We start from the raw sequence: 14,498 nt of genomic DNA on the forward strand, positions 1-14,498 counted from the left end.
TTCCTTATCGGCCTGATGAGTTGTCATTCGCGTTCGCCGGTAGTGGAGGGACCATGGGATCTAGCGGCAACAGGCACCGACTCCTTACGGCCGTAGTTCTCATTGTCAGCATCTCTGCAAGTTCAACACACCATGCGAAGGCCGACGCCGGCGGCGTCGGCTTTTGGTTGCCGGGCAGCATGGGCAGTCTTTCCGCCGTGCCGGGGCAAGCGGGCTGGAGTTTCACCACCGTCTATCTTCACCTTGAGGCAAATGCCGGCGGCGGCAAGGAGCTGCAGAACAATTCATCCATCGTCAGCGGGCTGCATGCGCGCGCTGACGCCGTCGGCTTCCTGCCGGCCTATACGTTTGAGACGCCGGTGCTGGGTGGCCAGCTGACGGTCGGCGCTGCCGGCGTCCCCGGTAATGTCGGGGTCAACATTGGCGCGACGCTGACCGGCCCGCGGGGCAACCAGATTTCGGGCAACGCCCACGACGAGCGCACGACCTTCGCCGACGTGTACTACCTCGTCACCCTGAAATGGAACCAGGGCGTCAACAATTTCATGTGGTACGTGCTCGGCAACATCCCGAGCGGTACCTACGACTCCGCGCGCCTGGCAAATCTGAGCCCCGGCTACACCGCCGTGGATAGCGGCGTGGGCTATACCTACCTCAACCCTCAAACCGGGCACGAACTCTCGGCGGTTGCCGGCTTCACCTACAGCGGCATGAACGACGCCCTGCAATATCGAAACGGTATCGACTTCCATTTCGACTGGGCGGCGTCGCATTTTGTCAGCAAAAGCGTGCATGTCGGCATCGCCGGTTATGTCTACCAGCAGGTCACCGGCGACAGCGGCGCCGGCGCAAAGCTCGGCGATTTCAAGGGCCACTCGGTCGGCATCGGCCCGCAGATCGGCATCTTCTTTCCCGCGTTCGAGGGATACACGGGCTATCTGAACATCCGCGGCTATTGGGACGTCGCCACCGAGAACCGGCCGACGACCCAATTCGCGATGGTCACGCTGAGTTTTGCGCCCTCAGCGCCAGAGAAACCAGCGACGCCGCGCGGACCGAGGCATTTGAAGTAGCTCTGGGCGCTGGAGCAGTTCGCCACGACCCTGGCGCAGGATTTCTCCTGAGGCTGCCTGCGTCGGAAGATCGCAATGCCGGCCGCGGCCAACAACGAGCCATTACGCCACCTGTGCGCTGAAAGTTGTGGGCGATTGCCAGGGCGCGTCCTCAGAAATCAAGCTTGATTGGTGCAGGCTTGCCCAGTGTCCGTTGTACCCTGGTAGCGATCAAATTCCGCACCGCGGCCAGACGACGCGATGGGCCACTTCCGGTCTCATGCATCGCAGCAAATTGCGCCTCGTTGCGCAGCCAGGCAGCGACGGCGGCACGGTGAGGCCGTTGGCGGTTTTAAGACTGATGATCACCTCAGCGTTCGCGGCTTGCTGCTGTTTGATGATGGGACACCCGCTTGCCGTTCCTTCGCTTCGTAGTATTCAGCTGAAAACTTAATTGACCATCGCGCGAAGAACGAACGCAATTCCTGAGTGGGCTTTTCGACGCCGAAATGTTCGGCGACATGCGCCTCGCGCAGCCACCTCACCGCCGATGTGAGGCCGGCGGTGCGCTCGAGCCTCTCAACCGCCGCGATTCCGGCGATCTCTGCCTGCCGATAGCGAAAGCCGACCTTTCTGATCACATACACGCACTTGATGGTTTCGTAGCCCTTGAATACGAGTTGAACGAATGGATGTTTCTTGGCCTGCGGCCAGGCTGCCGGGTAGACCGGTAGCACCAAAAGCTTGCTCTTAGCTATGACGGTTGCGAGCGGATGCAAAAGTTGCATCCAAGCTGGCCAGGAGGTGACCTTGGCAAACAATACCGCGTGCATCGCCGTTGCAGCCCCGAAAGAGATCGGCAGCCAAAGTACCGCGCACAGGATCACGAGCAATGCGGTGTTCGGCGTGAGATGCCGGCATTCTCTGAACACCCATGCCATGCCGCCTTCAAACGCATCATGTACAGCTTGTTCGAACGCCCGATAGCTAATCTTCCGCCGGAACACAACCAGTTCCGGCGAATCGATCTACTCCACTGTCGACGTTTCGCCTCGGATAGGGGAAGGAAGCGCAACGCGCCGTTTATGACGGTAACGATGACATCGCCAAGAACCTTGGCCGCGAAGAGCGGAAGCCAGACGATCTGCATTGCTAAAGGGAAGGCGTAGTCGAGCATCCGCATCAAGATCGAAAGAACGAAACGCAGGATCTTGTTTGTGGCGAGCGTGATAACAACAAGTGGGATGATAACCACATCGTCGGGGGCACCGCGGAAGCGGCTTTCCTCGGTCCATGCCGGGTGACGACCATCGGTCACGGTGCAACGTCCGGGCTGAAAAACCGGGGATCATGCCGGCTCAAATTAGCATATTGCAAGCTCAAGGGGGCCTTGAGTAGTCAGAGGGCGTTGCTTTAGGATTAGATGAGTTGCGGACTGCATGTCCGCCCGGTCTTCGCTTTTTGCTCACCCGTGGCGGCGATGGCTAACCATGACGATTCGTAAGAAAATCTTTCTGCTTGCAGGCATTCTGCTGGCAATTTTCGGCGCAGTCGTCGGCGTTCTCGGCTTCGCGCAAAAGCTCGACAGCGATCAGCTCGGGAACATCACCGAATATGAGCTGCCGTTATCGCGCATGGTTTCTGAATTCGATGTCCTTACCGATAGATACGAGCTCGAAGTCTTGCGTGTCCTGATATCCGATCGAGCCGATGCTGGAACGGAGCGGACGGCGATGGCCGCAGTGCGGGCAACGGCCGACGAGCTGCGCGATACCGTCAAGACAGGTGAAGCCTTGCTCCACAAAGCAACCGGCGACCCCGGCTACGACACTGAGGATCGCGTCGACCTGGCTCGCATGGCCGGCGTCCTCAAGTACATGGGCCGTAGTCTGGAAGACTTCTTCGCCGTGGGGGACGCCACGCTTGCGGCTATCTCGGAGGGACGTCGCGACGAGGCCCGGACCATTTCGCGCGGCTTTGCCAAATTCGCCCAGGCGTTCGGCCCCGATCTCTCGCAGATTCGACGTGAGCTTGCCAATCTGACCGACCGGTCGACCCGCAGGGTTCTCGCGAGGCAGCGGTTGAACACCTATTTGAGCCTTGCCCTTTTCGTTGCGGCATGCGGCATCGGTCTGGGCGTTAGCGCCATCGGATCGACACGCGTGGTCTCCGGTCTGCGTCAGCTTGTCGCAACCACGAAGGCGCTTGAACTGGGCACGAACGCCGAGCCGGTTTTGATAGCCACCCGCGACGAGGTCGGCGAGCTGGCACTCTCGTTCAACCGGATGGTCGACGAGTTGCGCGCGCGAGACCGCGTCAAGGACACCTTCGGAAAATTCGTCGATCCCAGGCTCGTCAGCCGGCTGATCGCCAGTGGCGCGGATCAGGCCGAACGGCGCAGCCTCACCATCTTCTTTTCCGACATCAAGCAGTTTACGGGCATCAGCGAGCAGCTAACCGCCAGCGCCGTCGTTCACCTCTTGAACAACTATTTCGGCGCGGTGGCCAATGTCATTCACGGCCATCGTGGGATCATCGACAAATACATCGGGGACGCCGTCATGGCGTTCTGGGTGCCGCCGTTTTCAAACGGAGACGAACATGCAAGCGATGCTTGCCGAGCGGCGCTGGAGCAGCAGGACGCGATTGCCGCTCTGCGAGAGCAAGTACCGGAGATCACTGGAATGCGGCGCAACGCACCGGAGCTGGTGATCCGGATGGGTATTGCCACCGGCGAAGCCGTGATTGGCACCATTGGCTCGGATTCCGCTCGTTCTTACACCGTTATCGGCGACAGCGTAAACCTTGCCTCGCGCCTCGAGGGCATGAACAAGATCTACGGAACCCTCATCATCATCAGCGAGGAGACTTTCCGGCTCGCACAAGGCGCGATTGAAGCGCGCGAAATCGACACCATCACGGTCGCCGGAAAAACCGAGCCGGTGCGAATTTATGAGTTGATGGGTCGCGCCGGCGAGCTCGAATCCACGCGGGACTAATTGCGGGTGTTGTTCGCGCAAGGACTTGCCGCATATCGCAGCCGGAACTGGTCTACTGCGCAGACGGCGTTCGAAAGCTGCCTGTGCAAGATCCCCGACGACGGTCCGACGCGCGTCTTTCTGGAACGAATCGCGCATTTGGGTCACGCGCCTCCGGCCGCGGACTGGGACGGTGTCTGGCGTCACGTTGAGAAATAAGTGAGCGGACCGTAACCAGCCATTTGTCCGCTCCGAGTCCTTCCCTGACGAGTCCGGGATCTGCTCAAAAATCTGTCGCGCGGGCCGGTCACTTCGCATCGTCGGCGGCTAAGCGCAGGCCTAAGTAGAACTCTCGTGCTCAGGACTGCGCCAATGCGTGGCGCGCGGCACGACGGGATGGGTGCGACGCACTTCCTGATGCGAAGACGGCACAAGGTTGCGACCGAGATGGCGCTCAATGTGCTCGCCTACAATATGAAACGCGTAATAGCGATCTTGGGTTGCCGAACGCTGCTGGAAGCGATGCAGGCGTAGGGGAGTTTGTATCGGAGCCAACTCTAGCCGCGAAACCGATCCCGGGCCCCTCGACCTGCCAGTCGACAAAAGGGTTATCACACAGCCTGGGCCAGAAGCGGTCATCAGCTGGCAGACAAGCGCCTGCTTGCCTCCATGCTGGCCCACTCAGAACGAGAGCTACTCTCCGGCATGAAACAGGCGGCCCGTTGGGGCCGCCTGATCAGAGCGGATGACCTATTGGCAGAGATGCCGGAGACCGTCAGCACCCTTGAAATAGGTGCCGGGCTTGCAGACGATGCCGTTGCGGGCAGCATACGTATTCCAGTTGCCGTGCCAGCCCATCTCGCCGGACATGGCGTAGGAATTGCCCCAGCTGCCGACGGTAGCGGCCGCCGCCGCCGGCTGGCGATACGCCGAGCGCCGAGTTGATTGCCGATGGACGCCGGTGGGGGTACCCCCAGTTCCAAGACCCGTGCAACTCGCGAATTCAGCTTGGCATTCGTCAGGATTGGAAAGGGCCGCCTGCGCCAGTGCAGCAGAGCTGGACAGGGCGGATGCCGCAATCACGACTGCGGCAAGAACTTTTAGATTCATCATGGCTTGCTCCTTGCAGTTGGACCGTGGCGCAAGATGCCACGTCTGGCAGTCGCCTATCGACTGTGCCACTTCGGCGGAAATTGCACCGCCAGGATTGGGACGGCTTTGGGTCAATCGCGTCACTTTGACCGCGCGCCGCTCACTTCCGATCTTCCCCGACTGGCGGACTTCTGCGGGAGACATCGAAAACCACGCTGGATGCTGGCTATTGGGCAGAATGCCGCAAACGCTGCTTGATCTAGATCAAGGGTCAAGAGCGCTTTTGGGGGTGCTAGGGTCTGTACCTAAATAGCGCCACGTGATTCTCTTGCCTACGTGTTGATTCGGGGGCGAGAGAATGCGCGCTGGTTTGTTTTGGCTGAACGACAGGCAATGGGCGCGTATCGAACCGCATCTGCCGAGGGGACTGACGGGGCCGGATCGGGACGACGACCGACGCATCGTCAGCGGCATCATTCACATGCTGCAATCGGGTGCACGATGGCGTGATTGTCCACGTGAATACGGCCCTTACACGACGATCTACAATCGCTTCAATCGCTGGGCCAAGCGAGGACGATGGTGCGCAATCTTCGAAGCGCTGGCCAAGCCTGGCGAAGACGGCGTCGTACTGTCGCTCGACTCGACCTCGATTAAAGCTCACCGGTGTGCCTCCGGCGGAAAAGGGGGGAGCACAATCAAGCAATCGGCCGCTCGCGCGGAGGCCGCACGACAAAAATCCATGCGCTGAGCGATCCGCTCTGCCGGCCGGTCGTCCTGCATCTGACTCCAGGCCAGGATGCCGATATCGCTGCGGCTCCCGATGTCCTGGCGCTCGCGCCACCCATGAGCGTGCTCCTCGCCGACAAAGGGTATGATGGCGACAAGCTTCGCGGCGAAATCATTCGTCGTGGCGCCAAGCCCGTAATCCCCAATAAATCTAACCGTGTCGTCATCCATCGCTTCAACAAACGCGCCTACAAAGGACGAAATGTCATCGAACGCTGCTTTTGCAGGCTCAAGGACTTCCGGCGCATCGCCACGCGATATGACAAGCTCGCCCGTAATTTTTTGGCCGCTGTTCATCTCGCCGCTCTCGTCGCATATTGGCTCAATTGAGTCTGGACCCTAGCTCGCTGCAAGGCGATAGTCGAAAAAGCTGGGCTTCACCCTCAGGTTCTCGGGTCTTCCACTTTTTGATGATGGGTCTGCGCGTGGTTACATTGACGCGCTGGGCGAGGTGGCAAACGCCCGAAACGTTGGCTTCGGGTCCAGAACCGGACTCGTGCAGCGCAGCAAGTAGTGACGCATGGTCCTAAGGCAAAACTCGGCATGATCCCGGCAACCGGATGAACGGGTGCGTGGAACCTATCGGAGCGACGGACGTTTTTGTCCGCGAATGAGCAGCGCCGTGCCCGGCGCAGCCGGAGGCGCCGAGCTGCGCTGATCGGAGAAACGCTCATGATACTCACTCTTTCAGTCATCAAAGCTGACGTTGGCTCCGTTGGCGGGCATACGAAACCGTCTTCACGCATGATGGCGACTGTCGAGGGCGAGGTTGCCAAGGCGATCTGCAATGGTCTGCTGATCGACGGTTTCATCTGCCACACCGGCGACGACATTGCGATCATCATGACGCACACACGGGGCGAAGGAAGCTCCGAGGTCCATCAACTCGCCTGGAAGACGTTTCTCGCGGCCACCTCGGTCGCGAAAACCTCCGGGCTCTATGGCGCTGGCCAGGATCTTCTCGCCGACGCCCCTTCCGGGAACATTCGCGGCGCCGGCCCAGGCGTCGCCGAGCTCAGCTTCGACCACAGCCTCTCCGGCGCGCGACCCGCGGAGTCCTTCATGGTGTTCGCGGCCGACAAATGCGGCCCCGGCGCCTACAACCTGCCGCTATATCTCGCCTTTGCCGACCCCATGTACTGCGCGGGGCTGATGCTGCCTCCGATGATCAAGGGATTCCGTTTCCATGTCATCGACATGGACAACACAGCCGGCGACAGCCTCCTCGAGCTCGACGCACCCGACGACAGCTACCACATTGCCGCCCTGCTTCGCGACAACGAGCGCTTCGGCATCGATCGCATCATTTCTCGAACCCATGGCGAGGTCGTCGTGGCCGTTTCGGCACAGCGCCTCCACGCGATCGCAGGCAAGTACACCGGCAAGGATGATCCAGTCGCGATCGTCAGGAACCAGGGGATTTTCCCAGCTCCGGAGGAAATAATCTCGCCGTTCGCCAAAGCGCACTTCGTGGGCGGCGATGCACGCGGCTCGCATGTGATGCCGCTCATGCCGGTGCCACTCAACACGCCCGTTACCGGCATGTACTGCCTGCCGATCGTTTCTTGCGTCGGCTTTTCGATCGACAGGGAAGGCCGCTTTGCCGAGTCCTACACCGATTTCTTCGACAACCCGGCATGGGATGAGGTCCGCCGGCGTGCCCAGCGCAAGGCCATCGAGATGCGCAGCCAAGGCTGGTCCGGCGCCGCCATGCTACCCTATTCCGAACTGGAATATGGCGGCTTCCGCGACACCGTGTCCGGACTGCTGGAGCGTTTTCGACTGCGCGACGAGCAAGCCGGAAGCGGCCGAGTAGCGGCCGCCTCCAATCACAAGCTGGAGCGATGTTCACCGTTCAATCGACAGATGCAGGCGCTATGACGACATGCCGATCCGGAGGTGGATATGGCAAGAAAACGCATCGGCATTCTCACGGGCGGTGGCGACGTCGCCGGCCTCAATGCAGTCATCAAAAGCGTGACTTATCGCGGCAGTGAGGACGACATCGAGGTTGTCGGTCTGCGCCGTGGTTGGGAGGCCCTCACGCACCTGAACCTCGACGACCCAAACAGCAGGTCCCACTACGTCATCCCGCTGAACCGTGAAAACACGCGAACCATCGACCGGCGCGGCGGCACCGTGCTGCACTCGAGCCGCGTCAATCCCTCCAAAATACAAAAGCTGCCCGGTCATCTCGTCGGCAATGAGGTTCCGGTCTCGCTGAGCACCAACGGCGGCATCGCGACAAAGACATGGGACCTCACCAGCCGGGTGCTCGCTAACCTTTCGGGACTTGGCATCGAACACCTGATCGCCATCGGTGGCGACGACACGCTCAGTTATGCGGCCAAGCTCAACGAACTCGGCGTCAAGATCATCGCCATCCCGAAGACGATGGATAATGACGTCCGCAACACCGAGTACTGCATCGGCTTCTCGACCGCGATCACCCGCGCCAGCGATGCCATCCAGCGGCAGCGCACCACCGTCGGCTCGCATGAGCGAATTGGCATTTTCCGCGTCTTTGGCCGCGATGCCGGATTTACGGCACTCTACACCGCGTATGCGACCTCGATACGATGCGTCATACCGGAGCATAAGGTCGACCTCGACAAGCTGATCCAGTTGCTCATCGAGGACAAGCGCGCCAATCCAAGCAACTACGCGCTGATCGTGCTCAGCGAGGGAGCTCAGTGGGAAGGCTACAAGCTGCGGGAATACGGCGAGCCTGACGCCTACGGTCACCGCAAGAAGGCCAACGTGGCGGAATCGCTTGCCGACGAGATCAAGCAGCGCACCGGCGAGGAGACAATCACCTCCGATCTCACCTACGATCTGCGATCGGGCGATCCGGACTTCATCGACAAGCTTGTGGCCTTGACTTTCGGTAACATGGCCTACGATGCCATGCTGGAAAGCAAGACCGGCCTCATGTCGGCGCTGGTCGAGGGCCGCTACGACCTCGTGCCCATCCCTGACGCCAAGCTCGGTCCGCGCAAATTGGACGTTGCGAGCAGCTACAACACGGAGCGCTACCGCCCCATCTACGCCAACAAGCAGGGGCTGCCGATCTTTCTCAACCGCGCGTCTTAGCGTGCCGGAAGCTGCCTGCGTCGGAAGATCGCAATGCCGGCCGCGGCCGACAACGAACGATTCCGCTACCCGTGCGTTGAAAGTCGTGGGCGATTACGAGCTGGGAGCGACGATCATGCGTCCGCGTGGCGTTTGCCTGAGGGCTTTTCTGGTTGGTGTCTCGGTGCTGGCGACGAGCGTCGGCGCGTCCGCCCAGGGACCCGGCCAGGGACACGGAAGAGGTGGACCACCGGGACCGGCCGCAGCGCCGGCGGCCCGGCCGGCACCACCACCTGCCATGGCACGTCCGGCGGCGCCCCCAGCCATGGCGCGTCCCGCCGCGCCGGCATTCCATCCCCCGGCCATGCCGCAGCGCCCGGCCATGGCGCCACATCCCGCGCCGCACATCGCCTCACCACCGCCGCGCCCGACGCCCCACTTCGCTGCACCGCCGCAGCGGGTCGCCCCGCACGTGGCAGCGCCGCGGCCTGAATTCCATCGCGCGCCGGCAGCGCCGCAACGTCCGGCCATGGCACCGCGGCCGACGCCGCATATTGCCGCCCCGTCCGGCCCAGGCGCAGCGCCGGCCGTGAGCGAGCGGCTGTCGCGACGGGAGCAGATCGACCAGCGCGCGCAACAGCATCAGCAACAGATCCAGCAGCGCCAGCAGATCGTGCAGCAGCGGCAGCGCGAGGTGCTGTCGCGCCAGACCGCCGAGCGCCAGACCCGCATCGATCGCCTGCAGCAGCGCGTGCAGCAATTGCAGTCGCAAAAGCCGGAGGGCGCGCGGGCGCAACGCGAGCAGCAACGGATGCTCCAGACGCAGAACCGCCTGCTGCAGCGCGAGCAGCGCACGCAGCAGACGGATCTGGCGCGCCAGCAGCGGCTGGGACTGCAGGCTCCCACTGCAGCCGCTACGGCAACCGCAGCGGCGGCCGCCGCGCGAGCCGCCGAGCGCGGGCGGTTTGCCGAGCGCTTCCGCGAGCAGGCCTCTGCGCAAACCCAGGCGGCCCTCGTCGCCCGCCAGAGCGGCTGGGCGCCCCGGCAGGCCTGGCGACACCGCCATCCCGCGGTGTTCGTGGCGTGGCTTGGGCCCGTGTTCTGGCCTTACGCCTATTCCGACATTTTTGACTACACGTTCTGGTCCTATGCCTACGAGCCGGGCTATTGGGCGTACGCCTATGACGACTTCGTCGACACCGTGTTCTGGGGTGGTGACAGCCCCTACGCCGCCTATGCCAGCATCAACCCGTACGACTATCCGCAAGCCGGCGGCGGCTCCCGCGCGCGCCAGCGCGCCAGCGTGAGCCCGCAAACGCTGCAGCAATTGTGCGGCACACCGGACAAGGGCGTCACCGCCTGGCCGCTTGCCGATATCGCGCGGGCGGTGCGGCCGACGCCGGAGCAACGCGCGCTGCTCGACCAATTGAAGACCGCGGCTGCCAACGCTGCCGGTGTGTTCAAGGACTCCTGCGCGGACACTTACGCACTAACTCCGCCCGGCCGCTTGCGCGCAATGATGAACCGCGTCAGCGCGACGCTGGAAGCGGTCAAGATCGTGCGCCCGGCACTGGAGAATTTTTACAACTCGCTCAGTGACGAGCAGCAGGCCCGCTTCAACGCGCTCGGCCCCAATATCGGCGACCGCTCGCCGCCGCAGCAGCTAGCCAGTGGAGAGGGATGCGGCGATCCGAAGTCCGGCCTGACCCAGTTGCCGATCCAGAGGATCGAGGCTGTGCTCCACCCCGCGGGCAAGCAGAAGGAGGCGCTCGACCGCCTCAGCGAGGCCACGGCGAAAGGCGTTGAGGGCCTGCAGGCGGCCTGCCCGAACGATGTGCCGCTGACGCCGGTCGGACGGCTGGAGGCGATGCAGCGCCGGCTCGAGGCCATGCTGACGGCCGCCAAGCTGGTCGAACCTGCCCTCGACGAGTTCTACGCCACGCTGAGCAGCGAGCAGAAGGCGCGCTTTAACACGCTGCAACAGGTCGCAGGCCCGTGACGGCGACGTCGCGGGAGCTACACGTCCGGTGCCGAACGATGCAGGTGCGCACCGTTACTGATTGCGCGCTTTGCAAAAAGCATATTCGCATTAGGGCCGGAATCGGGGGTCAATCGGCGTGTGTATTCAAGCCCGGCATGCCACTTCCTAACGTTTGGCTTGGTCCTCCCAGTCCTCCCACTCTACACCATTGATTTCCAGGTAACTGGAAACGGCTGCGCCAATGGTTGGGAAGAAATATTGCTCGCCAAGCTGCGAGAACAGTCCAAATCTCTTCAGCTTGTCTTTGACTGGATCTTTCAGCTCGGCAAAGCAGAACTCGATACCCTGCGCGTGCAACGCCTCGTCCAATTCGGCGATTGTATCGCCGGCGGAGACGTCCACGCTGGTGACAGGCTCCGCCGCAACGACCAGCCAGCGTACGGGCGTCGGCGATTTCGCCACGGCGTCCAGTACGCGCTCTTTGAAGAATTCGGCGTTGGCGAAGAACAGCGTAAGCGGAGCTTTTCTCCCATTTGATTGACTGGTTTCGCTTCGGCTTTCGCTCTGCGATCCTTGGCTTGTCAGAGAGCCGAGAGGAGACTGAAGGCGATGGAACAATCGGGGGAGGAAGCCGAAGCTGATGGCTTTGTGGGGAAGCTTACGCGCCGGACGCGTTCTGGAGGCCGGTTATGGTCTGCGGAGATCAAGGGGCGCGCTGTTTTCGAGAGCATGAAGCCCGACGCCCGGGTATGTGATGTCGCACGGCGTTATGGTGTGAAGGCCCAGCAGTTGACGACGTGGCGCAGATTGGCGCGTGCTGGCCGGCTCGCATTGGTCACGGACGACGCGGCGGATTTCGTGTCGATCGAGCTGAGCGATCCAGTGGCGTCAGGCAAGAGCGAGGGGCCCGTCGAGATTACGATTGGCAAGGTTTCGGTCCGCCTGGATGCGGACGTGTCGGCGGTGCGGATCGCGGAGATCGTGACTGCGATCGAGCGCGGCGCATGATCATTCCGGCGCAGGGACTGCGGATTGTGCTTGCTGTGCGTCCTGTTGACTTCCGGTGCGGGCACGACGCGCTGGCCGGTCTTGTGCAAAACACGCTTGGGCTCGATCCGCATTCGGGCCTGATCGTGGTTTTTCGTTCGAAGCGCGCCGACCGGCTGAAGATTTTGCTATGGGACGGCACGGGCCTCGTTTTGGTCTACAAGCGCCTTGGCCGCGATGGTCGTTTCGAGTGGCCGCAGATCAGCGACGGCGTCATGCATCTGACGCGCGTGCAGTTCGAAGCTACCCATGTTGATGCCCCTCCTTGTTAGGCTGACAGATTCTTAGATCAAGTTGCGCGATGACGTGGTTTCGAAGGTCTCCGATGGCGTGAAGAACGGATGGTGTATTCGGGAAGAGATAGGCGCCGCTGGGCTGGCGATCAATTAGCAAACGCTTGGTTCGGATCTGAACATAGAGCCAGTTTACTGGAATCTCGAGCCTTCGGGCCAGTTCGGGCGGGCTGAGGTATGAGTCGTCATGCTCCCATCGGCTGCGCTGGGCAGTTACCTTGATGGCGGCGGCACGACGGAGCCGCCCAACGGTGATAGGCAGCACCTTATCGGCGCAACGGGGAGAGCGGTGACCTTCCCGAGTAAGGATTGTGGCGATCTTGTCGTCTGGGACGCCGTCGCGAGCGAGCGTCAGAAGGCGTTCCCGCATCTCTGTGCCTCGCGTCAATCTGGTGACGGAGTTGACGCTCATCTTCACTTCGAGCTCCGTCACGGCGCCTCCCCGCCAGACGATCCTAGCCAGGGCCAAGTCGCGCTCACCGCGGTCGAGAACGACCTTTTCGATGAGACATCGCAACAACGCCTTGCGATGCGCATCCGAGATAGTCTCGTCACCCCATATCTGCGGGAGGCGGCCGGTGAGGCTGATGACCTTGTCGTTGAGCTCCTTGCTTATGGCCACTTGTGTGATGGCTTTGGGCGGCGTCTGTCGGGCAAGCGCCTCTTCGGCGGCGCGCACGTCGTTTAGCGCCGCTTCCCATCGACGCTCGAGTTCCGAGGCGACCAACCGATTATCTGGATCAGCTCGGTTGAACTGCCGTTCGGCGAGCGCCGCCGTGTATCGCTTGCGCTCGAGCTCTCGTTCTGCACTGGAGCGTAGCGCATTGTTCGTCTGCTGCTGCACCCGGCGGGAGCGCGACAAGGCATCGAGTTCGGCCGGCGCTAGTGCGGTTAGGAATGCGTCGCCAACGGCTGCATCGATATGGGCGGCGCGGATGTGTTGGCAGGTTGGCTGACCTTCCTGGGTACGCAGGTGATTGCATACATATTCGCCGCCGCCCTTGTAGCGGACGTACATCTTATGGCCACATCGTGCGCACCAGGCAATGCCGTGGAGCAGGAGCTCGCCATTGCGAGGCGCGCCGCGGGTTTTGATGCGCATGTATTCGGCTCGGTTATCTCTGATGACGGATCGGATTTTTTCATAAATTGGCCAGTCGATATAGGCTGGATATCGATCTTTAACGACGATCCGCCACTCCTCCATCGGCCGCGGAGCCTTTTGTGGCAGGGCCCCCTCCCGCTTCGGCGGCCGGAAGCGGGTTCGTCCATAGACAAAGGCGCCCGCGTATGCGGGGTTCTTCAAGATCGCCGCGACGGCAGCCAGCGTCGCGCGCGTCCAGCACAAATCGCCATATCGATCACGACGCGGCAGTTCCAGGTCACGCTCGTTCAACGCTCGCATGACCTTGGCAACGCTGCGCAGCTGCAGGAATAACTGGAAGACGAGACCGAGCCGCCCTTGCACGGCCATGTCGGGATCCTTAACGACCACACCGCTCGGGTCCCGCATCAGCCCGATTGGCAGCATAACCGCAAGTTCGCCGCGTTCGGCTTTGGCCAGCAGGCCGGCGGTCAGCCGGCTGCGGATCGTATGTAGCTCAAGCTCGGAGATCGAACCCTTCAGCCCGAGAAGCAACCGTCCGTTGGGAGTGCCCGGATCATAGACACCATCGCGGTCGGCGATCAGGCAGCCACGTAGACCACAGATATCCAGGAGCGGATACCAGTCGGTACAATTACGCGCCAAGCGGGTCACGTCGATCGACAGGATGAGTCCCACTTCACTCAGGCCAACACGGCCAACGAGTTCCTTGAAGCCGTTACGCTGTGCTATAGACGCGCCGCTCAACCCGAGATCGGCATCAATCACGTCGATGGCCGCCTCACGCCATCCGAGTTCGCGGGCGCGCTGGCGAAGCGCGTATTGAAGGCGCAGGCTCTCCTGATTGCTTACGACCTGATGGGGCGTCGACTGCCGGATGTAGACTACGGCTTTGCGCGCCAAGTGGCTTGGTGTGACCAGCTCGGACTTCATGAGGGATCTCCGCCAAAATTGCGGCGACGTCTTCGACGATCTGGCGTCGGAGCGCGGGCGTCAGCGTCGACCAAAGATCGGCTGGATCCATGCTCATGTGCGTCGGGACAATCCGCTGTCGATAAAAGCTCGAGTAGAGCCTCCATACTCAGCTTA

At 61.9% G+C, this 14,498-nt stretch carries 12 protein-coding genes and 1 pseudogene; 8 read left to right on the plus strand and 5 right to left on the minus strand.

Features of this window, described 5'->3' with window-relative positions:
- Positions 1-53 precede the first annotated feature (53 nt).
- Positions 54-1,073: a transporter gene (locus ACFLEY_RS32235; protein ID WP_060911048.1), complete on the plus strand. Its 1,020-nt coding sequence runs from the start codon at positions 54-56 to the stop codon at positions 1,071-1,073.
- Between the two features lie 344 nt (positions 1,074-1,417).
- Here the strand turns inward: ACFLEY_RS32235 and ACFLEY_RS32240 are convergent, their stop codons facing one another.
- Both ACFLEY_RS32240 and ACFLEY_RS32245 read right to left on the minus strand, forming a co-directional pair.
- Positions 1,418-1,993: a hypothetical protein gene (locus ACFLEY_RS32240; protein ID WP_249162749.1), complete on the minus strand. Its 576-nt coding sequence runs from the start codon at positions 1,991-1,993 to the stop codon at positions 1,418-1,420.
- A complete protein-coding gene (locus tag ACFLEY_RS32245) occupies positions 1,936-2,370 on the minus strand; it encodes a hypothetical protein (RefSeq protein ID WP_249162748.1) in 435 nt (144 codons plus the stop codon). Before ACFLEY_RS32245 ends, ACFLEY_RS32240 begins: the two co-directional genes overlap by 58 nt.
- A gap of 172 nt (positions 2,371-2,542) precedes the next feature.
- Between ACFLEY_RS32245 and ACFLEY_RS32250 the strand changes: the two genes are divergently transcribed.
- Positions 2,543-4,051, plus strand: coding sequence for an adenylate/guanylate cyclase domain-containing protein (locus ACFLEY_RS32250; RefSeq protein ID WP_060911047.1), 1,509 nt, complete (start codon positions 2,543-2,545; stop codon positions 4,049-4,051).
- Positions 4,052-4,780: 729 nt separating this feature from the next.
- Here the strand turns inward: ACFLEY_RS32250 and ACFLEY_RS32255 are convergent.
- Positions 4,781-5,143, minus strand: a complete 363-nt coding sequence (locus ACFLEY_RS32255) for a hypothetical protein (RefSeq protein WP_038965801.1) — start codon at positions 5,141-5,143, stop codon at positions 4,781-4,783.
- A 337-nt stretch (positions 5,144-5,480) separates the two neighbouring features.
- On the opposite strand from ACFLEY_RS32255, the gene ACFLEY_RS32260 reads away from it, so the two are divergent.
- The 4 genes from ACFLEY_RS32260 (at position 5,481) to ACFLEY_RS32275 (ending at position 10,982) form a co-directional block, all read left to right on the plus strand.
- Positions 5,481-6,241 (plus strand): IS5 family transposase gene (locus tag ACFLEY_RS32260; protein WP_110115998.1). Its coding sequence is split into 2 segments (ribosomal slippage): positions 5,481-5,820 and positions 5,820-6,241, totalling 762 coding nucleotides; the frame shifts between segments, so codons are not numbered across the junction.
- Positions 6,242-6,583: 342 nt separating this feature from the next.
- Positions 6,584-7,792 carry a fructose-1,6-bisphosphatase gene (locus ACFLEY_RS32265; RefSeq protein WP_129557541.1) on the plus strand — a complete coding sequence of 403 codons (1,209 nt, stop codon included), beginning with the start codon at positions 6,584-6,586 and terminating at the stop codon, positions 7,790-7,792.
- 24 nt (positions 7,793-7,816) lie between these two features.
- Entirely contained in the window at positions 7,817-9,004 is a 1,188-nt protein-coding gene (locus tag ACFLEY_RS32270) for a 6-phosphofructokinase (protein ID WP_060911046.1), read from the plus strand.
- Positions 9,005-9,572: 568 nt separating this feature from the next.
- Positions 9,573-10,982: a Spy/CpxP family protein refolding chaperone gene (locus ACFLEY_RS32275; RefSeq protein WP_396604296.1), complete on the plus strand. Its 1,410-nt coding sequence runs from the start codon at positions 9,573-9,575 to the stop codon at positions 10,980-10,982.
- Positions 10,983-11,129: 147 nt separating this feature from the next.
- On the opposite strand, the pseudogene ACFLEY_RS32280 reads toward ACFLEY_RS32275, so the two are convergent.
- Positions 11,130-11,474: pseudogene (locus ACFLEY_RS32280) on the minus strand (sodium-independent anion transporter); the annotation flags it as partial.
- Between the two features lie 99 nt (positions 11,475-11,573).
- Between ACFLEY_RS32280 and ACFLEY_RS32285 the strand changes: the two are divergent.
- A complete protein-coding gene (locus tag ACFLEY_RS32285; protein ID WP_026192391.1) occupies positions 11,574-11,972 on the plus strand; it encodes a transposase in 399 nt (132 codons plus the stop codon).
- Positions 11,969-12,283, plus strand: a complete 315-nt coding sequence (gene tnpB / locus ACFLEY_RS32290; protein WP_060909080.1) for an IS66 family insertion sequence element accessory protein TnpB — start codon at positions 11,969-11,971, stop codon at positions 12,281-12,283. The genes ACFLEY_RS32285 and tnpB overlap by 4 nt, the downstream gene beginning before the upstream one ends.
- Here the strand turns inward: tnpB and ACFLEY_RS32295 are convergent.
- Entirely contained in the window at positions 12,255-14,342 is a 2,088-nt protein-coding gene (locus ACFLEY_RS32295) for a recombinase family protein (protein WP_049810452.1), read from the minus strand. The two genes, tnpB and ACFLEY_RS32295, sit on opposite strands and share 29 nt — an antisense overlap.
- Positions 14,343-14,498 lie beyond the last annotated feature (156 nt).

The sequence above is a fragment of the Bradyrhizobium sp. YCK136 genome (genome assembly GCF_044570075.1).
GTDB classification, from domain to species: Bacteria; Pseudomonadota; Alphaproteobacteria; order Rhizobiales; family Xanthobacteraceae; genus Bradyrhizobium; species Bradyrhizobium diazoefficiens.